Source organism: Bacillus sp. HMA207, assembly GCF_003402455.1.
In the GTDB taxonomy this organism is placed as follows: domain Bacteria; phylum Bacillota; class Bacilli; order Bacillales; family Bacillaceae_G; genus Bacillus_A; species Bacillus_A cereus.
On the sequence record NZ_BEZT01000001.1, the window covers coordinates 1,562,993 to 1,585,253 of the forward strand.

Consider the following 22,261-nt stretch of genomic DNA (forward strand, 5'->3'; position numbering starts at 1 on the left):
AGGAATGTGGCAAAAATACGACCGTTTCGGGCCATTCGTCCAGTAGAGGAAAAAGCGGCACAAGTGGCAGCTTTACCGTATGACGTATTAAATAGTGAAGAGGCAAGGGAAGTTGTAAAAGGGAATCCATATTCTTTCTTGCATGTTGATAAAGCAGAAATTGATTTAGATCCTGAACTGTCACCGTATGATGATCGCGTGTATGAAAAAGCGGGTGACAATTTAAAGCAATTTATACGAGAAGAAGTGTTCATACAAGATGAAGAGCCAGCGCTATATATTTATGAACTGACGATGCAAGGAAGAACGCAGTCAGGTCTTGTTGTTTGTACATCTATTGATGAGTATGAAGATGATACAATTAAAAAACATGAAAGAACACGTCATGAAAAAGAGCTAGATCGTATTCGCCACGTAGATGTGTGTGACGCCAATACAGGCCCAATCTTTTTAACGTACTGTACAAAAGATGAAGTAAAGCATTTAATTAGAAGCTGGAAAGAAGAACATGCGCCAATTTATACATTTACAGCAGAAGACGGTGTTAAGCATGTTGCGTGGAAGATTGCAGATGAAGATGTAATTACGACTTTAGTAAACGCATTTGAAGATATTCCTAATCTTTATATTGCAGATGGGCATCACCGTTCTGCATCAGCTGCAAAAGTAGGACTTATGCGAAGAGAACAATATCCAAATTACACAGGAGAAGAGGAATTTAATTTCTTCTTATCGGTTCTATTCCCTCATGATGAATTATCGATTTGGGACTATAACCGAGTTGTGAAAGATTTAAATGGCTTATCAGAGGAACAGTTTTTAAATCAAATTACGCAGTACTTTTATGTAGAAGAAGCACCTGTTTCTCCGTATAAACCAAATGAGCCAAAAACATTTGGTATGTATGTAAATGAGAAGTGGTATAAGCTTACTGTGAAAGAAGAAACATTTGATGCGAATGATCTTGTTAGAGGTTTAGATGTATCTATCCTGCAAGATCATTTATTAAGCCAAGTACTTGAAATACATGATCCGCGTTCTGATTCACGTATCGATTTTGTCGGAGGAATCCGCGGATTAGAAGAACTAGAACGCCTTGTGAACAGCGGCGAATACAAAGCAGCATTCGCATTATATCCGACATCTATGGAAGATTTATTAGCAATCGCAGATGCCGGAGAAGTCATGCCACCGAAATCAACGTGGTTTGAACCGAAACTGCGTAGTGGGTTGTTTGTCCATTCTTTAAAATAAATAGACTTCTTTAGTTAGAAAAACCGAAATGATTTTAGTTTCGGTTTTTCTTATTTTGGCTCAGTAAACGTTTAATGTTGATTTTAATGTTAAGATTGAAATATGTAACAACAGGTCGCTACAAAAAATGGAGGAAATACGATGAAAATGCAGCTGCAAAAAAGTTTTTATGTTGAATTGAAAAATGCAATTCGTTGTCATTATAACGAACTTTTAACAAGATGCGGTGTTGACACAATATACGGGTACTCCATATTAACAGACGATTGTGTCAATAGCATTGGACCAGTGGCAAATAAAGAAAGACTAATCAAAGTTAATAAATCGGACCCTTTATACAATTATTATAGATACGGAGCTGTTGAGTGGAGCGAATGGGACGATTTTGGAATGTTTGATGAAGTGAACAAAATTATTAAGAAATATCATAATATCGTCGAAGATGACTTTAACATACGAGTACATACACTGTTGAAAGAAACGTTAAATGTGTTAATGGAACTTGAATCAGAAGGGTTGTTTGGAGATAGAGATGATAATCGATTTATTGTCATTTGTGTAACTGATTCATCGAACGAAATCATGATTGAATCAGCTCGATTGCTTAATACATTAAAGACATACGAAGAATATGCTTCAGAATTTGCATAAGAATGAACATAAGTAAAACTGCGCTCTATAAGAGGCGATTTTCATTTAATAGAAAGTCACCAATTAATAGTAACCATTCGTTGTGACGTAACCATTGAACAATTAGAACCTGATGAAAAAACGTCCAAAGATAATTAAAATGTTTATATGTATGAATCAACTTGGAAAAGAAGTAATGCAGGGGAGCTTTTCAGGCATTATTCTTTGATTGGTAGGAAAAGTAATGAATAAGTGGGCCCCCGCTGCCTCTCAGGCTTAGAGTTTTAATTTCCCTCATAACGAAAATTTGATGTATCGTTGAATACTGATAATAAGACGTTATGTAATATACTCTGTTCTTTTCTTAACTATTAGAAAATAGGTGATGGATAAACTCGTCAACAAAAAGGACATTCCTAGTATTACAAGAAATGTCCTTTCCACTAAATTATAAGGTATTTTGCTGAAATTCAAACTCTAAAATTAGTTTACTAGTTTGACCTGTAAACTGATAATTATAGGATCCTCTCAGGTTTTCTAAGTTACCGGTAGCTTTAATAATTGTTCCTGGGGAATCTAAATTTCCTTTATCAAATATTCCTTGCTCTATAGCTGTAAATGTCCCTTGTTGCCCCTTATAAATTCCTTCAAAGTGTAAAAAACCAGAAATTTTAGCAGTAGCCAAGTGACCATCATTTATATTTGAGTCCAAATAATATAATAAGTATTCAACAAAAGCTTTTCCTTGTAATTCCCCATCGATATCATATTCAACATGAGCAATATTAATAGGGAAATCTTTTTTATTATCATCGATTGGTTTTTCATCCCACTTACTTACTGTAAATGTTACCTCCATACACGTAAATCCCCCTTTATCATTAGATAAGTAATCTCCATATCATTTAAAAAGTACTAATTCACAGTCATATCTTATAGGAGTGTTTTTATTTATTTAAGCTCTGTCATATCGTTATCTTATCTCAGAATCACCTGCGCTTCCCCATGAAGGACTTACTGTCGCCACGATATCTTCTGCTTGTAACCTCTTTGGTTTTATTAACATGTTAACTCCGCTGCTACAGAATGTAATGGACTACGATTATACAAACTGTATTATTGAAAAACATGATGTATGACATTAGTTTCTTCATCATCAATTCGTTTACCTGCTGGGATTCAAGAATTCAGTCTTAGTGTTGAATATAGGAATAACCAATTTATATTTGAAAATTACAGTATGCAACATTGTATGAGAAAGACGGTTGATATTTTCTGCAATCTGTAACTGTAATGATTATAAGTTGGTCGTATTCAATCCGAAAAATAAAATCATCATGAATGGAGAGGTTATAGCTTTTCCTGAACAAGAAAGCTATCGCCTTTAGGCATGGGAGGAAAGGGAGGTTTGATACGGATTGTCCCTAAAAATCGCAACGTTCGTGGTACTTTAAGTGTCCGAAGTATAGATAGATTCTTCGTTTTTTTTGATTTTTAGGGAATTATTCTTTAATTAGTAGATAGAGAGGTAAAATAAAAATACACCTAATTAATAGGTGTATTTTTTAGACTTGAAAACCACATATGTATTGGAGATTTCTCTTAGTTAGAATGTATCACAATAGAAATCATGTATATACATAATATTTGTTACATCGAATGGTTTCCTTGTAAGTATATGAAAATGGTAATCTAAATAGATTTTAATTTTGTTAACTTACCAACCTGTACTATGTTCAGAATTAGCAGGGGCGCCGCCAGTATTGCCATGAGATTCAACTTTCGGAGCAGGGAAATGTGTATGCCCTTCTTGTTTAGGAGCTCCACCAGTGTCGCCGATGTTTAAAGCAGGAGCGCCGCCAGTATCGTCACGGGAATCTAATTTTGGAGCAGGAGTATCACCAACATTTAAAGCAGGAGCGCCAGTATTACCATGCGCTTCTAACGTAGGAGCAAAGAAGTCAGCGTGACTCTCTTTTTTAGGAGCCATTCCTTCCCCATGAGTATTTGTATAAGAAGGAGCCCAAGTGTCGCCATGTGAATCTAATTTAGAGCTTAGATCAGCATGTGTCTCTAGTTTTGGAGCAGGAACATCGCCATGCTCTGCTTTTACAACGCCCCCATCCCCAATATTTACACCAAAAAGACCAAAGCTAAACACTGATAACCCTACAACAGCTGTACTAATTTTTCTTTTCAATCTATCTCTCTCCTTTTTATTGTTTTATTTCATTTTGTCTAAACGTGGTAGATAAAATGAAATGAATCGTAAAAAAATACAATTATATTACGATATACGAATAATTCTGTGTAATATTTTGTAAAACCTCCTTGAAATTTGAATTTTATGAAAATAAAATTCGACATGGTTCATTTTTCAACTAGTTGAATAGATTTTGATTGAGTTTTTATAAAGCTATTCATTAACCTTAGGACCGAAAGTAGATCTTAATTTCTTTATACCGTGGTCATAAGGTTATTTTAGCTTTGAATTAAATTAAAGCCCTCTTGCTTTATATTTAAAAAGTACAGTATGCATCATTGCATGAGAAAGAGGGTTGCTATTTTTTATATGCTGTAACTATAATAGTTACAGATTGGTCGTATCCAATCAAAAAAAATCATCATGAATGGAGATGTTTCATAATGGGTATGAAAAAAATAATTTTAGCAGGTGCTTTAGGGATCGCAGCATTATCAGGAACAAATGTACCAGGATTAGAACTAACAAAAGCGAGTGCAGCTTCTATTGAATCGAACTTCTCGACGTTAGAAGGACGAGTAGTAGAAGTAGATAACGGTGTAATTGTTGTAAAATCTCAGCAATATGAGGAACCTGTTAGTGTGTATATTGATTCACTTTCAAACGTTAAAGTAGGAGATGAAGTAAAAGCTACTGGATCTATGATGCGTAATTTTACAGAATATATGGTTGCAACTGCAGTTGAAAATACAACAAACAAGTTAGGTATGCATATGAAAGAAGATGGCTCACCTGATTATGTAATTGGAGAAGTAGCAAAAGAGTAGGAACGATGGAAGATGAGGGAGACGGTGCTACTAAATATGTCGTAGTTGAGTATCCATCGCTAAATGGGAAGAAAGATATTATTGATGTTTTCTTAACAAAGGGACAAGTATTTAATGTGGGTGAGAAAGTGAAAATTGATATGAAGTATGTAGGGTGGGGCGGAAGTTCTATTAACTGGAACACAGTTGATCATATCGAAAGAGTTCATGAAGCAAAGACGAACACTGAAAATAATGATGATGTATGGATTTGGTCTTAATAAGGCGAGTATAGGTCGTTATTTGCAATTTTCTCCAAACAATACATGTAAAAACTAAATGTATCATGCAGTACCCATCTAATTCTCATTGCGTATGACAATTAGATGGGTACTTTTTTATTTGAAATTTGTGCAAGTCAATGTTCAGCATTTCTTTTTAAGAGTAAATTACGGGTGAAATCAAAACTTTATTTGCAGTACATAATAAATAATGTTGATTTTTTATCCTATATTAAAATAAAAACAAACCACTGTTCGATTTGAATATTCCACGATATAATAGTGAGAGTTTATGGCAGAATAAATATTTACATAAGAAGTGAGGTACTGTATGAAAAAAAGAACGACAGACATTATTTTTATTATTATCGGTGCATTTCTTTTTGCGTTAGGTGTCAATTTATTTGTTATTCCGAACGAGTTTGGTGAGGGCGGGGTAACAGGTATCACGATTATTACGTACTATTTATTTGAGTGGTCACCAGGTTTAGTTAACTTAATTTTAAATGCGATTTTGTTAATAGTCGGTTATAAATTTTTAAATAAGATTACAACGATTTATACGATTATTGCTGTAGTGACCAACTCGCTATTTCTTCATTTAACAGAAGGCTGGACGATTGCTTCTGATGAAATGCTCGTAAATGCCATTTTCGGTGGAATATTTATTGGGTGTGGTATTGGTCTAATCATTCGTGTTGGCGGAACAACTGCAGGTACTACGATTTTAGCAAGAATGACGCATAAGTATTTAGGCTGGAGTATTAGCTATGGTCTACTGTTCTTCGATTTAATCGTTGCGTTTTCATCTTATTTCATCATTGGTGCAGAAAAACTGATGCTGACAATTATTATGTTATATGTAGGAACGAAAGTAATGGAATTTGTAATTGAAGGTTTAAATCCGAAAAAGGCCATCACGATTATTTCTGATAAACCAGATGAAATTGCTGGGAAGGTGACGACTTTAATGGGTAGAGGGGTTACTGTGTATTCAGGTCATGGCTATTACACGAAAACTCCGAAGGAAATTCTTTATGTTGTTATTAATAAGCAAGAAGTAGTGAAGCTAAAGCGGATTGTTCAAACTACAGATCCAGCTGCGTTCATCGCTATACACGATGTTCGTGATGTGTTCGGAGAAGGATTTGTTGATATTTCGAAGGCTTAGAAATTGTTTTTGATTAAAATAATCTTAATACTAAAACGTAAGAATCTATTTTGAATCATCTGTTTTCAAAATAGATTCTTTTTTAATTAAACGCCAGTCACTTTCAGTTCAATCTTTTACGTTCTAAAGAAAACCGCCGATAAAGCGCTCCAGTCTGTTCTTTAATTTTGAAATGTGAGAGTTGAATAACGATGGATTATATGTGATTTTTTAATCTACTCCCCATGAGTTTCGCCATTTGTTTTGCATCTGGATTTTCTTCATCGTACAATTTCTCAATAATGTTAATATAATCCGTCTCATTTCGATTTTGACTTAATTTATATGCAGCCTGGATGTCTCCCACCTTAACCTTAAATCCAACTATACCTTTCAGTTCATTTTCTAAGAGAGTAGGGGAAAGTTTATCCCATAATACTGGATTTTCACGATGCTCTTCATATTTTTTCAGCATTGTTGTTAATTCATCTATTAATTCCTCTTTATCTAAAATACTTGCTTTACCATATATATGGACAGCTTGATAATTCCATGTTGGAACTTCTTCATTTTCATACCAAGAAGAAGAGATATAAGAGTGCGGTCCCTGAAACATTATAAGAACATCCTCACAGGTTTCAAATGTTCTCCACTGGGGGTTCCCATAAGCCATATGTCCAGTAATAAAATAATCATCACCTTGTTTAGTTAACCCAAAAGGCAAATGAGTTGCGATTGGTTTCTCTTTTTTTGTTGTGACGATTGTTCCAAAAGAGTTTTTTTGAACAAAATCCCAAATTTCATCAACATTTGTGACTTTAAAATACTTTGGAATATACATAATAGCCCACCTCTCAAAAAAGTTATATGAGTGTTTTGATCATGATAAGGTCAACTTGTTCGTCATCGCCCATATAAAAGGAGTGAGAGCCAGCTTGTACAAAACCTAAGTTCTTATAAAAAGCAATAGCATTTTCATTTTTTTCCCATACGCCTAGCCAAATATTCTTTTTATTATTTGCTATTGCAATTTCAATAGCATTATTTAGTAGGTGTTTACCAAGACCATGTTTTTGAAAGGAGCTCTTTATATAAATTCTCTCGACTTCAAGTGATTCATCGCCCATTTCTTCAGACTGAGCATCATCAGTATTGATCTTCAGATACCCAGCAATTTCATCGTTGAAGTAGACAAAAAAGAATTGAGAAGAGTTATTGGATAATTCTTTTTCTAATTGCTTTAAGTTAAATGCCTTTTCCAAATAATGATGCATATTTTCGGGTGAATTTTGATGTTTAAAAGTTTCATTAAATGTTTCATAACTAATTTCTTGAAGTTTGTGTATATCTTTAAGGGTGCACTTTTCTATATGTGTAGTCATATTAATAGTTCGCTCCTTTATATAATCAATAATCTCTCTTATTTCCCTTTTTTACAAATTCCCAATCTTTTTCTATATTTTTTCTTACTCTTTGAAGAAGGTTAGAAATAGTTTCCGCTTCTGTTTCCGAAAATCCCTCTAATGCAACAGTATTTGAATAATCGTTTTCTCTTTTAATAAAAGGATAGACGTTTTTCCCTTTTTCTGTTGGGAAAAGTTTTTTGATTTTCTTGTTAGATTCATCTTCTTTCTTTTCGATAAATCCATTGAGTTCAAGCTTTTTGATAGCACGGGCTGCGGTTGTACGATCTACTTTTATCATCTCAGATAGCTTTTCTTGAATGATTCCTGGGTTTTCACATATTCGCACAAGGTACAAATACTGACCTTTTGTAAGCTCATATTCTTTAAATTCTATATTACTAATAGAATCTAATGCCCTTGCAATCATGCCAATTTCACGAAGAATTTCTTTCATAATGAACTCCTTATCTTTTATTTTTATTGCAAATGCAACAATTTGAAGTTACATTTAATATAAAATATTTTTATTGTAAATGCAACAAAAATAACGATGAAGAGGTTGATTAAAATGAAGTATGTTTTTTATGTATTAGGAATTTTAATATTAACCCTTGGTATTTCTTTCACAATACAATCAGATCTTGGAACGTCACCTTTTGATGCGCTTTTAGTAGGACTTTCTTTAAATGTGGGACTTACTGTGGGAAGCTGGGAAATAATAATAGCTTTATTATTAATATGTTGTAACTCAATTTTAAAAAGACATAGACCAGAGATACTAGGGTTGTTAACAGCATTCATAACGGGTATTGGTATTGATGTGTGGCTATTTTTATTACGCAATTTAATTACACCTGAAATATGGTACAGTAAAATGATTTATTTTGGAATCGGATTAGTTATTACAGGATTAGGAACTGCAATATATTTACAAACAAATTTTGCTCCCATTCCAATTGATCGATTAACTTTAATCATACAAGAATTAACTAGAACGAATATCTTTATATCACGAACATGTATTTACCTTATATTCTTAATAATGGCAACGATTTTACATGGACCAATTGGTGTTGGGACTATATTAACTGTTTGTTTAGGTGGGCTATTACTGAATTTCTTTATGCCACTTACTAAAAAAGTAATAGATCACTTATTCGTACACCAGAGTACAACATCACCAAGTTATAAGAGTAATAAAGCAGCTGACCACAATGATAACAAGAGTATCTTCTAAGGAATCCTTTTCTTTTTCTTGCAAAAAATCCAATTGTTTCTTAATGTAGTGATGTAGAAGGATGAACGAGAGAGGGTTTAATGAAGATGATACATATTTTATTAGCTGATGACGATAAACATATTAGAGAGTTATTGCATTATCATTTACAAAAAGAGGGGTTTAAAGTTTTTGAGGCGGAAGATGGAAAGGTAGCGCAAGACGTATTAGAGAAGGAAAACATTCATCTTGCGATTGTAGACATTATGATGCCGTTTGTTGATGGTTATACGTTATGTGAAGAAATTCGGAAGTATCATGATATTCCTGTTATTTTATTAACTGCGAAAGACCAGTTAGTGGATAAAGAAAAAGGATTCATTTCTGGTACAGACGATTATATCGTAAAACCATTTGAGCCAGCTGAAGTCATTTTCCGTATGAAAGCTTTATTACGTCGTTATCAAATGCTGAGTGCAGATATTATTACGTTGCACGGAACGACAATTGATCGAAAAGGTGTGGAAGTAAAGTGTAACGGTCAAACAATTTTGCTTCCTTTAAAGGAATTTGAGCTATTATCACAACTTGCTAGTTATCCTGGAAGAACATTTTCAAGAGAAGAGTTAATTGAACTAGTATGGGGAATGGATTTTGAAGGGGATGAACGAACAGTTGATGTTCATGTGAAAAGGCTCCGAGATCGTTTCTCAAAACGAACGGATGATTTTCAAATTACGACAGTACGCGGACTCGGATATAAGTTGGAGCTGAAATAAAATGAAATCACTATATTCTAGATTTGTATTTATGACGGTCGGTATTATGCTACTTAGTAGTATTATCGGCTTTTTATTAACGAACGTATATTATCAAGTGAAGTTAAAACCGTATAATAGTGAAAAGATTTTAAAGTATGCGGAAGAAGTTAAATCGTTATATGAAAAGCAAAGTGAAGAAAATCAAGAGACGTATTTGCATTCTATTGCAAAGTTAGGGTATGAAATTTATATTGTCGATGATCAAAAGAATGGGAAGCGTATCGGTAATGCGTTTCGTAAGACGTCTATTAGCGATGCTACTGTTCATAAAGTATTGCAAGGAGAAACGTTTAATGGTGTTTCTACGTATCCAACGCGTCTCTTTATTACCGGTTTTTTCGATAATGAATTAATAAATAGTGTCGGTGTACCAGTGCAACACGGTGATAAACAGTACGCTTTATTTATTCGTCCCGACATTCAGAACCAATTTGGCGAGATGCGAATTTTCTTAGCGGTATTACTTGGGTTTATCGTACTATTAAGCATTATCTTTATAGTGATTGCAGCAGGTTACATCGTTCGCCCAATTCGTAAATTTACGAAGGCTACGCAAAAAATTGCGAGTGGGGAATATGAAATTGAATTAGATGTAAAACGAAAAGATGAAATAGGAACGTTATCTACAAGCTTCCAAAAGATGACGAAGAGTATTAAAGAACTAGATGAAATGAGACAAGAATTTGTTTCGAACGTTTCACATGAATTCCAGTCGCCGCTTTCTTCCATACAAGGTTTTTCAAAAACGTTGCAAACAGAAAAGATGAGTGAGGAAGAAAGAAATCATTACTTACAAATTATTGAAGGCGAAAGTAAGCGAATGTCTAGTTTATGTAAACAGTTACTTACGCTCGCTTCATTAGATAAAGAAGAGAAAGTTTTACAAATAAAAGAATTCAATTTGCAGAAGCAAATTAAAGACGTCATTTTTATGCTCGAATGGAAATGGCGTGAGAAAGATATCGCTGTTGAGTTTGATGTGCCGGACATTACAATTAAAGGTGATGAAAACTTGCTTCATCAAGTGTGGAGTAATATTTTTACGAATAGTATTAAGTTTTCAAACGATGCTGGGACGATTGAGTTTTTCGTGGAAGAGTTAGAGTATAGTGTCATTATCTCTATATCCGATAACGGAATCGGAATGGAAAAAGAAGAGATGGAACGTATTTTTGATCGTTTTTACAAAGTAGATACAGCAAGGGCAAGAAACGTAGAAGGTAGCGGTTTAGGATTGTCGATTGTGCAGAAGATTGTTGAACTGCATAACGGAACTGTTTCAGTTTATAGCACGAAAGGGGAAGGGACGACTGTACGGGTGGAACTTCCTAAATAGATGGAAGAGGCTGTTTGAAAATAGCCTCTTCTTTTTTGTTGCTAGTATACGTGTGAAATGAAAAAATATGAGTCATTTTAATTGCATAATCGGATGAGTTTATGGAGTGGGATTAGGAGGAAGTTTATTTAAAAATGTAGAATCTCTACAGAGTTAGAGGGAGTGTATTAAAACTTGAACTGTGTAGGGAGGAAATTATTTTGAAACGAATTGACTTGTTATTAAATAAACTAGATTCAACATTCGATAAAGAGAGTTGGTATGCACCGTTTAAACATGCTATAGAAGGACTTACGGCCGAACAGGCTATGTGGAAACCATCTAGTGAGGAAACGAATACCATTTGGGAGAACGTTAATCATCTCATTTATTACAAAGAGAGGCTTGCTGCCAACTTGGAAGGCCGTGAATGGACACATAACCTTGATGGAAATGAGACATTTTATCTTACTAAGCAATCTAATGATGATATGGAATGGAAGAAAGTCGTTGAACGCTCTGAAAATGCTCAGCGTAATTTAAGACAGGTATTAAGTGCAATTTCTGAAAGAGAGCTTGAACAAAATTCACTTGAAGGTAAATTACTGGACATCATGCTTCATGATGCTTATCATACAGGCCAAATTATTCAATTAAGGAAAATGCAGGGGGCATGGCCATCAAAGCGTTAACGGAACCTTTTAGTTGGTGCTATTGTTGAATAAATTTTAGATATTCAAACGACTTCATTGTTATATTTTTAGTGAAGTATTTTACATCCAAAATGAAATAATTATATTTTTAACCCCGTCCCCAATTTAGAACGGGGTTATGTTTGTTCTGTTATAAAGCCGCACCTTTCCCGCACTCTTCTTTAAACCGAAGCTCAAAAGTATCCGCTGTAATTTCATCAGCTTTTGGAAAAGCCCGTAATTTCGGATGAAGTAGCCATACGAGGGAAATGAATAAAATCCCGATGCTAGCAAGCGCGAAAATGAGTTGGCTACTATATACATTCGCAGTGTATCCGCCAATTAAAGAGCCGAGTGGCATAGCAATTGTGCCCATGCTTCGTGTGACTGAATTGATACGCCCAAGATATTGGTTTGGAATTACAATTTGACCAATAGTCGCAAATAATATGTTGTTCGCACCAATTGGTATCCAAGCTAAGCCGAATAAAAAAATGGATAACCATTGAAACGGTACAACTGTAGAGAGAAACCAAAAGAAAGCGCCAGTCGCAAAGCTAATAATGGAGACACGGCCAACATTATGTTTACCAACCCATGAACTGAATAGCGCTCCAATTAAACAACCGGCGGATATAGCGGCTAAAAAGAAACCATATAATTTTACACCGCCTAAAGAATCAGCGAAAGAAGGGAGTATTGCCATCGTCATACCGATTGAAAAATTAGCGACTACTGAACCGATTAAGAATACGCCCATTAATGAACGAAAGACGATCGAAAAACCTTCTTTTAAATCAGTGAAATATTGTTTAGTTGATAGCGATGTATTGGTTTCTGTTTGCTTTGGCATTTTTAGTGAAAAGAACAAAAGGGCAGTAATCGCGAATGTAAAAGAGTCGATTACATATAAAGTAATTGCGCCAAATAGTGCTACTAATATTCCAGAAAGAGTCGTACAAATTAAATCAATGCCTTGATATGCAAATGAAAAGAGTGAGTTTCCTTTTAATAATTGTGTTTTATGCAGTAGAAGTGGTAAAGCTTTCGATTGTGCGGGATAGGCGAATTGTTCGATAAAAGCTACGATGGGCATGATGATGAGTAGTAGGTGGACTGTTAGTAGGTCGAAGTAGTGTGTAATTGGAATGATTAAAATAAGAATGCATTGCAAAACTTGTGTGATGACGAGGGTGTTTTTTATTGACCATCTATCGACGAATGGACCAGTAAGAAATTGTAATGCAGAAGGTAATAACGTAAGGAAACCAGCCAATCCAGAATAAAAAGGATTACCACTTAATTTGTATACGAGCCACATTGCTGCTACATAATACAAGCTATCTCCTATGTTTGTAAAAATTCTCCCTAAAAATAATAAGAGGAAATTCCGGTTTTTTAATATGTCCACTTTATCTACTCCTTTATAATAATTTTATTCGGTAAAATAAAATTGACCGTCTCGGTAAAAAAAATCGTATTACGATTTTTCTTCTTTTTTAATAAATTGCTGCATTGTTCTCTCAGCGATTTGAAGTGCAGTAGTAGAAATATAATAAGGTTTGCTATTCGGATCTTTATCTGCACCTTTTGTGATTTCGTTTAATTCAGCCATTAATTCATAAAACTTTTTCACCCACACTTGAAATTGTTCTGGCGTAGCATCAAATTCCCAGCAGGATGAAACGTAATTCCACTTAGCTGGATCTTCACTTGCATTTTGTAATGTAAAAGCTTCTTCTGGTGCAGCGAGAATTTGGCTTTTCGTTCTTTCTATCATTTGTAAAAAGATTTGGCGACCTGATTCGCTTACTATCTCTAAATGAGGTAATAGATCTGTAGCAGGGGTGAAGCCTTTCGCGACAGATTGATAAAACTTTTGAATAATCCCATTCTTTTCCTCTGTATAAACGATCTCTATAAGACCATTCTTTTCTAATTCTTTTAAATGATAATGAATTTTCGCCCTTGAAATGCCGAATTTCTCAGATAGTAATTGTCCAGTATAAGGACGTTCGCATAGACGTATCATCATTTCGGCACGTAGTGGATCGCTTAATGCTTTTAGTTGGCTATAAGTAGTTAGTGTTAATACGGGCTTCAAAATGATCAACTCCTTAAATGAAATTACTCGGTCAATATTATTTGACTGAATTGTATCAAGGATTTCAATTATTTTCAATACTTTCTGAAAATTAAATCTTACCCTCTGTAATCTTCTGTTCATATTCCGTTCATATTTCTTTTTTATGATAAGTGCATAGAAAGAAAGAGGAAGGAGCGAGCGAAATGTTTTTAGCTCTGCGTGAATTAAAACAATCAAAATTACGATACGGATTAATCGGATTGATTATGGTGTTATTATCATTTTTAGTCCTTGTTATTTCAGGATTAGCAAATGGATTATCATATGATAATGCTTCATCGATTCAAAATATGGAGGCAAATAAGTTCGTTTTAGCAGATGATGCGGAAAATAAATTACTTCGTTCACAAATTAAGAAAGACGATGTAGATAACGTAGTAAATCAAGTAGGTGACAAAGAGGCAGTTCCGTTTCGTGTGAAAGTTTCAACATATGAAAAGAAAGATAGTTCGAAAAAGGTTGATATCGCTATTTTCTCAAGCGAACGAGATTCATTTTTAGAACCGAACATTGTAAAAGGTGAGAAATTAGGTACAGCAAACAACGAGATGGTTGCTGACGAATCAATTACAGAAAAAGGAATTGATATTGGAGATACAATTATCGATCCTGTTTCAAAGAAAGAATTTACAATCGTTGGATTTACGAAAGATCAAATGTTTAGCCATACACCAGTCGTTTATGTAAATGAAGACGTATGGGGATCTATTTCACAACCAAACCAAAAAGATTATAGTGCAATTGCACTTAACACAGATAAAGAGATTAAAAATGCACACGTAATTGACAAAAAAGAAGTGCTACAAAGTATTCCAGGATTTAAAGAAGAACAAGGAACATTAACGATGATCATTGCGTTCTTACTTGTTATCGCTGCATTACTAATCGGTGTATTCTTCTACGTTATTACACTGCAAAAAACACAGCAATTAGGTGTATTAAAAGCAATCGGTACAAAGAACTCGTATTTAGCAAATAGCTTAGTCGTACAGGCGTTATTCTTATCAGTCGTTGCGATGGTAATTAGTATCGTTCTTGTACAAGGGTTAGAACAAATTTTACCAGCGGGTATGCCGTTCTTATTAACAACACCGATGATTGCACAATACGCAGCAATCTTTATCGTAATTAGTATTTTAGGAACACTTATTTCGTTATACCAAGTATTAAAAGTTGATGCATTAGAAGCAATTGGAGGCGGGATGTAATGACTTCATTATTAAAATTAGACAAAGTAAGTAAAGTGTACGGAGAAGGGAATACGGAAGTAACAGCCCTTCATCCGATATCGCTTGATGTGAAAGCCGGAGAATTTATCGGAATCGTCGGTCCTTCTGGATCAGGGAAAAGTACGTTATTATCAATCGCGGGTGCATTATTATCACCATCAAAAGGGGATATTTACATTCGTGAGCAAAATATTACACAGTTATCAGAAAAGGAAATGACAGACATTCGTTTGAAAAAAATCGGCTTCATTTTCCAGTTTGCAAACCTTGTTCCATATTTAAATGTGAAAGAACAGTTACTTTACATTGCAAAGCTAAAAAAAGAAAGTAAACAAGAATCCGAAAAGCGTGCAGATCATTTATTAGCGGCATTTGGATTAGGAGAAAGAAAGAATCATTATCCAAATCAACTATCTGGCGGGGAAAAACAAAGGGTAGCAATCGCTCGTGCGTTCATGAACAACCCAGATTTAATATTAGCGGATGAGCCAACGGCAAGCTTAGACTCAAAACGCGCACGTGAAGTTGTTGAAATGATGAAACGCGAAGTGAAAGAGAGCCAAAAAGCAGCAATTATGATTACACATGATGAAAGAATGCTTGATGTATGTGATCGTATATTGACGCTTCGAGATGGACAGTTAATATAAAGAAAAAGGCCAACCGTATATGCGGTTGGCCTTTGTATCATTGTTTTTAATAAGTATAATGGCTTTATTTTGAGAATAACGTTTTAATTTTATTGCGTGTTATTAATAAAATCCCGCCTAATACAGATAGCATTCCTAGAGCCATATTGTTTGATTGCTCGCTACCAGCGTTAGGAAGTTCTTTAGCGTTATTGTTTTTAGTACTATTATCTGCTTGCGTTTGTTTAGACTGTGACACTTCATTAATCTTGTTATCAACATTTTGCTTCGTTGTATGTAACTCAGCTAATTTGTCGTCAATTTTTTTCTCAGTATGCTTAAAGTCGTTGATTTTAATATCTAAGTCTTGTTTTTTCTTTGTTAAATCGTCTGAAACAGTTTGTTTCGATTGTTTAATTTCGTTAATTTTATTTAGTAAATCTTCTCTAGCCTTTTGTAATTCAGCTAGTTTGTTTTTTACATCTTGTTTAGCTAGTTCTAAGTTAGCGGAAAGACTGTCTAAATTGCCTTTAATTTTCTTAAGTTCCTCTAACGTGTTACCAGTATTCGGCTTGTTTTCTTTTAGTTCAGCGAGTTTGTCTTCAGCAGTTTGTTTCGCTTTTTTTAACTCAGCTAATTTTTCATCTACTTGTTTTTTAACTTCCTTAAGTTCATTAACCTTTTGATCAATGTTCTCTTTATGTTGCTTCATTTCATTCACTTTTTCATCGACAGTTTGTTTATGTTCTTTAATCTCATTCACTTTGTTATCGATATTTTGCTTATGCTCTTTTACTTCAGCAACTTTATCTTCCACTTGTTTTTTATGCTCTTTAATTTCAGCGATTTTATCTTCGGCGATTTGTTTGTCTTGCTGAAGTTTTGCATCTAACTCTTGTTTATGTTGTTTAATCTCGTTAATTTTTTCATCAGCAACTTGTTTACGTTCATGTAGTTCATTCACCTTCGTATCAACATTTTCCTTAACCTTGTTAAGTTCATTCAATGTTTGATCCACGTTTTCTTTGTGTTGCTGCAATTTCGCATCTAACTCTTGTTTATGTTGCTTAATTTCAGCTAATCGATCTCCCGTACTTTGCTGAGGAGTAGCATCATTTACTTCCGCATGAGCAGGGTTCGCGCCAGCAATCATTGCTAAAGCTAGTGTAGACGCAGCGATTGTTTGTTTTGTTTTCATATTTTTGTACCTCTTTTCTTTCATATGCATGAACTGTTTTGTGTAAAAATGAGCATATAGAAGTAGATTATCTTATTATTATATACTATGTTAGGCGCTTAGAGGAAGGATTTGCATAATAATCTATGATTATGTAATTTTTATAATCTCTTATTTGGGGTAGGGGATAAACCTTTAGCTAGATGAACAATTTCTTCTATAGTAAAGCTTACATCTTTATTATTGCGAATAACAAACAAATAATCAGCCTCGTTTTCTACAGGATCTACCACATTATCGTGAAGTGATTCAGTTTGTTGTCGATCAAGTACTTCTTTGAAACTAGAATATCCACCTCTAAAAATATTCGTACTTCGCGTGCTTCGAGCCACTCTTTCGTAAAGTACATCATCTGGAATGTCAAAATGAACAAATATGCGTACATATTCATTCTGTGGAAATAATTCGTTTAGTAAATAGAATCTTCCGTTTTTACTGCGATTGGAATTACAAATAATAAGGTGTAAATTTGTATGTTCTTTCGCATAATCAACAATGAATTTTGAAAGACTGTGCTTTAGTGTATTTGATCCTTCTGTCGGCTGTAATTTTTCATAATGCGTGTTAATAAATTCAGCTTGATTATCTTGATCCATAACGAAAGAGTGGGGTAACTCTTTTTCTAATGCTCTTGCAAATGTAGTTTTTCCACTGTGTGTTTTTCCAACTGTAATGATGACTAATCTTTTCATGACGCCCTCCATTTGTATTGTTATGAACTGGAATATTCGGTGTAGATCGAAATCTTCCTGCTAGAGATTACACAAATTGTTGGAGCGTTAGTAGGCTGGGAACTTGACAAAAAAACTTATTTATGCTATAATTTACCAATATAAAAATAAGGTGTATAATAGGGTTCTCCTGGCCAGGGGAACCCTATTTTTGTTGTGAAAATGAAGGAGAGTGTATGTGCGTGAAACAAGGTGAAGCAAGTGTAACGTCGTTAGTATCAGCTTTCAGCAGGGCATATCATAGTGAATTTGATAATCCGAAAATCTTTGATGATTATGTAGCTAAAGAGTTCATTTCGCCAAAAGAACGAATTAATATTGAAACGAATATGGTTCAAGGAATACATTTCTTCAATACAGACATTGCACAGCAGTTTCAAGATAATCCAAAAGAAATATTAAAATGGATTACGCAAGTTCAGTTATCACCAACACCTTTAGCACGTGCGGCATATTGTGAAAGAGTATTACTACATGAAATTACATTAGGAGCGAAACAATACGTCATACTCGGTGCAGGCTTAGATACGTTCAGTTTTAGACACCGAGAATTGGAAAATAAAATAGAAATATTTGAAGTGGATCATCCTTCTACGCAGGTGTTTAAGAAGGAAAGAATAAAAGAAACAGAACTTGAAGTTCCAAAAAACCTTCATTTTGTTTCAATGGATTTTACGAAAGGATTTTCCTATGAACAGTTAAGCAATGAAGGATTTGAACATAAAAAGACTTTCTTTAGCCTTTTAGGTGTTACGTACTATTTAACGAAAGAGGAACTTGCTAGTTTATTAGAATGTTTATTCGAGATGGTTCCGGCAGGTAGTTCTATCGTTTTTGATTATCCCGATGAAAACTTGTTTACAGAAAAGGGACTGTCCAATCGAGTTGAAAATATGGTGAAAATGGCTGCGGTAGGCGGAGAACCGATGAAATCATGTTATTCTTATGCTGAAATGGAAGCACTGTTAGAGAAGGCGGGCTTACTCATTTATGAGCATTTATCACCAGAGGATATTGATGTATTATATTTTGAAGGACGAAACGATTATTTGAAAGCCTTTGAGACGGTGCATTATGTGCATGCGGTGAAGAGGTAGAGGTTAGTAGGCATGGAGAGGAATCTCTGTGCTTTTTTGTGGAAAACAAGAGGATAGGGTTTATTGGGAAAGATAATGAAAAATATATTGCTATATAAGTTATTATATCTAAATGAACATCAGGAAGAGTTTTGGGTGTATTTGTCGGAAAACATAGAATATTCAACAGAAATCCATGATTATGTTATATAATGATTTTAATAAACCATATTTTAGAAATTACCCCCGATTGTGTAGAAGGTATATTTTGTTTTGATAAGCTAAAATGTTTAGCTAAAAGAACTTGTAGTGGGGCTTGCTACAAGTTTTTTATTTGTAAAATTTTTATTGGCTAAAATATGGAAAAAAGGAGGATGCAAGTTTGATAAGAAATTTAAAGAAAGCAGCACTTAATTCGTTAGATGGGAAATGGGGAGTAAGTATAGGGATATCGGCGTTATACTATTTTGTACCAACTTTAAGTGCATCAGCAATCGCTAGTTTTATATATTTAATATTTGGTTTGTTTATTGGGATAATTGGTTTGGATGTTTTCTTTATTTATTCAATGGGTGGGCAACTACAAGTAGATCTAACAGCACTAGTTTTACTTATTCTAAGTTATTTTTTTATAGGACTGATTTGTTTCTTAATTTACAGTGTCATACAAGGTATCTTTAATTATGGGTATTCTGTTTTCACCTTACGCTTAGGTAAAAATGAAGATGCTAAGGTGGACGATGTATTTGTGGGGTTTAGGAAAAATAATTTGTGTAAATCAATGAAATTAGGAGTGTTGCAGGCTGTTTTTCTATTTTTATGGAGTCTGTTATTAATTGTTCCAGGTATTATTAAATATTTTTCTTATTCAATGGCATATTATATTTTAATAGAGAATCCGGATTATACAGCAAGTGAAGCATTAAGGGAGAGTAAAAGAATAATGAAAGGACATAAGTTCAAGTTATTTGTTCTTTGGTTATCTTTTATTGGTTGGTTTTTATTAACTGCATTTATAGGCATGTTTACATTTAATCTGTCATTCATATTCATTTCCCCTTATTACAACACAACTGTCTCGCATTTTTACTTAGACTTAATTAAGAAACAAGATGCTAGAGAAGCGAAGGTAAGTATATAAAGAATATAATTAGTAAGAAAATATTATGTATAATGTATATTTTCTCGATTGTGGACATGCAATTAAGCATATCCCTTTTTAATGTGATATTGAAAGAAATAAAGAAGCTGCAATTGGATATGTTTTACTTATAATAATTTGGACAAGGATGTTATAACATTGGAGGAATTTAAAATGAGGAAGAGTAAAATGTTTCAGGATTTTAATTTTAAGTTAGTAGTAATTGAAGCTTTATTAGATAAAGAGCCACTATTTCTAAAAGAATTGAAAGACTTAATAGAAAAGCATACGAATTATTTTGAATGGTATTCAGGAGCTGGGCCAATTGTTGAAATCAAAGCTTTTTTAGAAGCGTTAACTTTGGAAATAAGTGATTTGGAAAAGATTGAGTCCCTTTGCTTTGATGGTGGGAATGAAATTTATCATATTTTAAAGCCTGATTGGGACGGTGAAGACAGTTTATTTGATGTTATATCTGTTGAAGGATTTCAAAATCTAAAAAATTTAAAAACAGTGGAATATATTTCAATGTGTTACCCGAAAGTATTAGAACCATTAAAACAGGCTGGAATAGAAGTTGAGGATTAATGAAGAGAATTTAAAATGGTAAAGTACTTTATTGAAATTGTGTAAAGGAAATTAAAACACAACATATTAAACGAAGTGATTTATTGTATAAATTTACATTCAGTTAATATTAGTAGGTTAATAGAAAAATTAGTGTTAATTGTTAAATGGGGCGTGTAAAAAAGACAAAATCTCTTAAAAAACACTTAATTTTTTACTCCATCTATCTTTACAATCCCTCTTTATAATGTGAATTGGACAAGCACCTAAGAGAAAGCAGAATATGTCAGTTTGTACTTTCTATTATTAGGGGGGAGAATTTGTATGAAAAAGACAGTTGCTTCGTTAGCAGTTATGGCGGCATTATTACCGACGTTTTCAGTGCATGCGGAAGGGAAAGAGCAAGCCCGAAAATCAGCTACAACTTTTAATGTTATTAGTGATATTCAAGGGGATTTAGGGGATTTTGATCATGTGCTAAAAGATATGAACAAAGTGACGCCACTTTCTAGAGCGCTTATTATGAATGGGGATATAACGCCGACTGGACAACAGTCACAATATGATGATGTAAAGCGTGTGTTAAATAAAAATAAGCATCCAGAAAATGTATGGTCTACTGTTGGGAATCATGAGTTTTATGCTGGTAAATGGACAGCGGATGGGAAACTCTCTCAAAGTACATGGCCAAATGGTGTAACTGAGGAAACTTTATTTAACCGCTATCTGAAATTTAGTGGACAAGAAAAGGTATATCATAAAAAAGAATTAGATGGTTATCCGCTTCTATTTTTAGGAACTGAAAAATATATGAAATACCATGATTCAAAAATGTGGGATGAAGTATATATGAGTGATGAGCAACTAGGTTGGTTAAAACAAAATTTAGAAGAGTACAGCCAAAAAGATAAAAATAAACCAATTTTCATTTTCTCTCATCACGTTTTACCCGATACTGTGTCTGGATCAAGACAATCACCATATTTACAAGACTATTTAAACGTTGATAAATTGTACGATATATTAAAAGACTATCCGCAGGTCGTTTTCTTTACGAGTCATACGCATTGGGATTTAAACTTACCGGACTGGGCTGGTAAAAAGAAAATTGCAGGCGGAGATAAAAAAGGATTTACTGTTGTAAATACGGGCGGGATTGAAACGGGCTGGATGTCAGCAGGACCAAATGGAGGAGAGAAGACTGCTCCTGATGGCTATTCATTTAAACAAGGGTTGCAAGTGAAAGCATATGGTAACGATGTAATTGTGACAGCTTACGATTACAAACGTGATAAGGATATAAAGAAGTTATTAATTAGTGATTCAAAAATTGCGCAGATGGCACCAAATGTAACAGCAGATGATAGTAAAAATATAATTGTCGGTGCAACTGAATATATGGAGTACACTATAGAAGGAACGAATGAGTGGCATACGTATAGTAAAGCAAATCCTCCGAAGTTTGATGGGGATAAAGTCGTATACGTACGCCATAAAGGTGAAATGAATTTAGAGCCGGGATTAACACAGTTACTTCGTTTTTCGGTAAATAAGTGATTGGAGGGAGTCTGCATTTGAATGTGTAGGCTCTTTTTTTGTTGATGAGAAAGGGGTTGCCTGTCTGTCGTTTTTTGTCGATAGATCGATATATTAAGAAAATCGTTGATATACTGCAAGTTACGATCGATATATTTGAAAAATCGTTGATATATTGTAAGTAATGAACGATAT

22 protein-coding genes and 1 pseudogene are annotated in these 22,261 nt (G+C 34.0%); 14 read left to right on the plus strand and 9 right to left on the minus strand.

All coding sequences use genetic code 11. The features are described from left to right. Positions 1-6: 6 nt before the first annotated feature. Together HMAS_RS08270 and HMAS_RS08275 are read left to right on the plus strand one after the other, a co-directional pair. Positions 7-1,254, plus strand: coding sequence for a DUF1015 domain-containing protein (locus tag HMAS_RS08270; RefSeq protein ID WP_025708707.1), 1,248 nt, complete (start codon positions 7-9; stop codon positions 1,252-1,254). A gap of 141 nt (positions 1,255-1,395) precedes the next feature. Further along, the gene (locus tag HMAS_RS08275) at positions 1,396-1,905 is read left to right on the plus strand and encodes a DUF4303 domain-containing protein (protein WP_000783832.1); all 510 of its coding nucleotides are present in this window, start codon (positions 1,396-1,398) and stop codon (positions 1,903-1,905) included. A 427-nt stretch (positions 1,906-2,332) separates the two neighbouring features. On the opposite strand, the gene HMAS_RS08285 is transcribed toward HMAS_RS08275, so the two are convergent. Together HMAS_RS08285 and HMAS_RS08290 are read right to left on the minus strand one after the other, a co-directional pair. Beyond that, positions 2,333-2,743, minus strand: coding sequence for a DUF3224 domain-containing protein (locus HMAS_RS08285; protein ID WP_000454094.1), 411 nt, complete (start codon positions 2,741-2,743; stop codon positions 2,333-2,335). A gap of 858 nt (positions 2,744-3,601) precedes the next feature. Next, complete coding sequence (locus HMAS_RS08290) at positions 3,602-4,084, minus strand: hypothetical protein (RefSeq protein WP_000823365.1); 483 nt, start codon at positions 4,082-4,084, stop codon at positions 3,602-3,604. A 446-nt stretch (positions 4,085-4,530) separates the two neighbouring features. Here HMAS_RS08290 and HMAS_RS08295 point away from each other — a divergent pair. Then, positions 4,531-5,174 (plus strand): annotated as a pseudogene (locus HMAS_RS08295) (hypothetical protein). Positions 5,175-5,505: 331 nt separating this feature from the next. Next, the gene (locus tag HMAS_RS08300; protein WP_000747497.1) at positions 5,506-6,345 is read left to right on the plus strand and encodes a YitT family protein; all 840 of its coding nucleotides are present in this window, start codon (positions 5,506-5,508) and stop codon (positions 6,343-6,345) included. Between the two features lie 196 nt (positions 6,346-6,541). Here the strand turns inward: HMAS_RS08300 and paiB are convergent, their stop codons facing one another. The 3 genes from paiB to HMAS_RS08315 are packed head-to-tail and all read right to left on the minus strand — an operon-like array spanning position 6,542 to position 8,184. Continuing rightward, positions 6,542-7,165, minus strand: a complete 624-nt coding sequence (gene paiB / locus HMAS_RS08305; protein WP_000275824.1) for a protease synthase/sporulation negative transcriptional regulator PaiB — start codon at positions 7,163-7,165, stop codon at positions 6,542-6,544. Between the two features lie 22 nt (positions 7,166-7,187). Beyond that, positions 7,188-7,706, minus strand: a complete 519-nt coding sequence (locus HMAS_RS08310; RefSeq protein ID WP_000207064.1) for a GNAT family N-acetyltransferase — start codon at positions 7,704-7,706, stop codon at positions 7,188-7,190. 25 nt (positions 7,707-7,731) lie between these two features. After that, entirely contained in the window at positions 7,732-8,184 is a 453-nt protein-coding gene (locus HMAS_RS08315) for a MarR family winged helix-turn-helix transcriptional regulator (RefSeq protein ID WP_000658990.1), read from the minus strand. Positions 8,185-8,298: 114 nt separating this feature from the next. Here HMAS_RS08315 and HMAS_RS08320 point away from each other — a divergent pair, with 114 nt between their 5' ends. From HMAS_RS08320 to HMAS_RS08335, 4 genes are all read left to right on the plus strand, one after another. Further along, positions 8,299-8,967 carry a YczE/YyaS/YitT family protein gene (locus HMAS_RS08320; RefSeq protein ID WP_000878277.1) on the plus strand — a complete coding sequence of 223 codons (669 nt, stop codon included), beginning with the start codon at positions 8,299-8,301 and terminating at the stop codon, positions 8,965-8,967. Between the two features lie 80 nt (positions 8,968-9,047). Continuing rightward, positions 9,048-9,725, plus strand: a complete 678-nt coding sequence (locus HMAS_RS08325; RefSeq protein ID WP_000781961.1) for a response regulator transcription factor — start codon at positions 9,048-9,050, stop codon at positions 9,723-9,725. Between the two features lies 1 nt (position 9,726). Further along, positions 9,727-11,103, plus strand: coding sequence for a sensor histidine kinase (locus HMAS_RS08330; protein WP_048558184.1), 1,377 nt, complete (start codon positions 9,727-9,729; stop codon positions 11,101-11,103). 200 nt (positions 11,104-11,303) lie between these two features. Next, the gene (locus HMAS_RS08335) at positions 11,304-11,774 is read left to right on the plus strand and encodes a DinB family protein (protein ID WP_116344754.1); all 471 of its coding nucleotides are present in this window, start codon (positions 11,304-11,306) and stop codon (positions 11,772-11,774) included. A 151-nt stretch (positions 11,775-11,925) separates the two neighbouring features. Here HMAS_RS08335 and HMAS_RS08340 read toward each other — a convergent pair whose 3' ends face one another. Together HMAS_RS08340 and HMAS_RS08345 are read right to left on the minus strand one after the other, a co-directional pair. After that, on the minus strand, positions 11,926-13,185 hold the full coding sequence (locus HMAS_RS08340) for an MFS transporter (RefSeq protein ID WP_000353363.1): 1,260 nt from the start codon (positions 13,183-13,185) through the stop codon (positions 11,926-11,928). A 69-nt stretch (positions 13,186-13,254) separates the two neighbouring features. Continuing rightward, positions 13,255-13,878, minus strand: coding sequence for an ArsR/SmtB family transcription factor (locus tag HMAS_RS08345; RefSeq protein ID WP_000805789.1), 624 nt, complete (start codon positions 13,876-13,878; stop codon positions 13,255-13,257). Between the two features lie 185 nt (positions 13,879-14,063). Here HMAS_RS08345 and HMAS_RS08350 point away from each other — a divergent pair, with 185 nt between their 5' ends. Together HMAS_RS08350 and HMAS_RS08355 are read left to right on the plus strand one after the other, a co-directional pair. Beyond that, on the plus strand, positions 14,064-15,128 hold the full coding sequence (locus HMAS_RS08350) for an ABC transporter permease (RefSeq protein WP_000477745.1): 1,065 nt from the start codon (positions 14,064-14,066) through the stop codon (positions 15,126-15,128). Then, positions 15,128-15,799 (plus strand): ABC transporter ATP-binding protein, encoded by a 672-nt coding sequence (locus HMAS_RS08355; protein ID WP_000202597.1) that lies wholly within the window; start codon positions 15,128-15,130, stop codon positions 15,797-15,799. The genes HMAS_RS08350 and HMAS_RS08355 overlap by 1 nt, the downstream gene beginning before the upstream one ends. A 64-nt stretch (positions 15,800-15,863) precedes the next feature. Here HMAS_RS08355 and HMAS_RS08360 read toward each other — a convergent pair whose 3' ends face one another. Continuing rightward, entirely contained in the window at positions 15,864-16,976 is a 1,113-nt protein-coding gene (locus tag HMAS_RS08360) for an LPXTG cell wall anchor domain-containing protein (RefSeq protein WP_000851000.1), read from the minus strand. Positions 16,977-17,116: 140 nt separating this feature from the next. Further along, entirely contained in the window at positions 17,117-17,707 is a 591-nt protein-coding gene (locus HMAS_RS08365; RefSeq protein ID WP_116344755.1) for an AAA family ATPase, read from the minus strand. A gap of 215 nt (positions 17,708-17,922) precedes the next feature. Between HMAS_RS08365 and HMAS_RS08370 the strand changes: the two genes are divergently transcribed. From HMAS_RS08370 to HMAS_RS08385, 4 genes are all read left to right on the plus strand, one after another. Further along, on the plus strand, positions 17,923-18,843 hold the full coding sequence (locus HMAS_RS08370) for a class I SAM-dependent methyltransferase (protein ID WP_001986566.1): 921 nt from the start codon (positions 17,923-17,925) through the stop codon (positions 18,841-18,843). 361 nt (positions 18,844-19,204) lie between these two features. Continuing rightward, positions 19,205-19,963, plus strand: a complete 759-nt coding sequence (locus HMAS_RS08375; RefSeq protein WP_000620770.1) for a DUF975 family protein — start codon at positions 19,205-19,207, stop codon at positions 19,961-19,963. Positions 19,964-20,137: 174 nt separating this feature from the next. Further along, positions 20,138-20,551, plus strand: coding sequence for a DUF6892 domain-containing protein (locus tag HMAS_RS08380; RefSeq protein WP_001232168.1), 414 nt, complete (start codon positions 20,138-20,140; stop codon positions 20,549-20,551). Between the two features lie 303 nt (positions 20,552-20,854). Continuing rightward, on the plus strand, positions 20,855-22,087 hold the full coding sequence (locus HMAS_RS08385) for a DUF4073 domain-containing protein (RefSeq protein WP_046392887.1): 1,233 nt from the start codon (positions 20,855-20,857) through the stop codon (positions 22,085-22,087). The last annotated feature ends 174 nt before the right edge of the window (positions 22,088-22,261 follow it).

Excerpts from the sequence above, each read along its gene's own strand:
- HMAS_RS08275 (WP_000783832.1), top strand. The coding sequence starts at position 1,396 with ATGAAAATGCAGCTGCAAAAAAGTTTTTATGTTGAATTGAAAAATGCA.
- HMAS_RS08285 (WP_000454094.1), bottom strand. The coding sequence starts at position 2,743 with ATGGAGGTAACATTTACAGTAAGTAAGTGGGATGAAAAACCAATCGAT.
- HMAS_RS08300 (WP_000747497.1), top strand. The coding sequence starts at position 5,506 with ATGAAAAAAAGAACGACAGACATTATTTTTATTATTATCGGTGCATTT.
- paiB (WP_000275824.1), bottom strand. The coding sequence starts at position 7,165 with ATGTATATTCCAAAGTATTTTAAAGTCACAAATGTTGATGAAATTTGG.
- HMAS_RS08310 (WP_000207064.1), bottom strand. The coding sequence starts at position 7,706 with ATGACTACACATATAGAAAAGTGCACCCTTAAAGATATACACAAACTT.
- HMAS_RS08315 (WP_000658990.1), bottom strand. The coding sequence starts at position 8,184 with ATGAAAGAAATTCTTCGTGAAATTGGCATGATTGCAAGGGCATTAGAT.
- HMAS_RS08320 (WP_000878277.1), top strand. The coding sequence starts at position 8,299 with ATGAAGTATGTTTTTTATGTATTAGGAATTTTAATATTAACCCTTGGT.
- HMAS_RS08325 (WP_000781961.1), top strand. The coding sequence starts at position 9,048 with ATGAAGATGATACATATTTTATTAGCTGATGACGATAAACATATTAGA.
- HMAS_RS08330 (WP_048558184.1), top strand. The coding sequence starts at position 9,727 with ATGAAATCACTATATTCTAGATTTGTATTTATGACGGTCGGTATTATG.
- HMAS_RS08350 (WP_000477745.1), top strand. The coding sequence starts at position 14,064 with ATGTTTTTAGCTCTGCGTGAATTAAAACAATCAAAATTACGATACGGA.
- HMAS_RS08355 (WP_000202597.1), top strand. The coding sequence starts at position 15,128 with ATGACTTCATTATTAAAATTAGACAAAGTAAGTAAAGTGTACGGAGAA.
- HMAS_RS08360 (WP_000851000.1), bottom strand. The coding sequence starts at position 16,976 with ATGAAAACAAAACAAACAATCGCTGCGTCTACACTAGCTTTAGCAATG.
- HMAS_RS08365 (WP_116344755.1), bottom strand. The coding sequence starts at position 17,707 with ATGAAAAGATTAGTCATCATTACAGTTGGAAAAACACACAGTGGAAAA.
- HMAS_RS08370 (WP_001986566.1), top strand. The coding sequence starts at position 17,923 with ATGTGCGTGAAACAAGGTGAAGCAAGTGTAACGTCGTTAGTATCAGCT.
- HMAS_RS08380 (WP_001232168.1), top strand. The coding sequence starts at position 20,138 with ATGAGGAAGAGTAAAATGTTTCAGGATTTTAATTTTAAGTTAGTAGTA.
- HMAS_RS08385 (WP_046392887.1), top strand. The coding sequence starts at position 20,855 with ATGAAAAAGACAGTTGCTTCGTTAGCAGTTATGGCGGCATTATTACCG.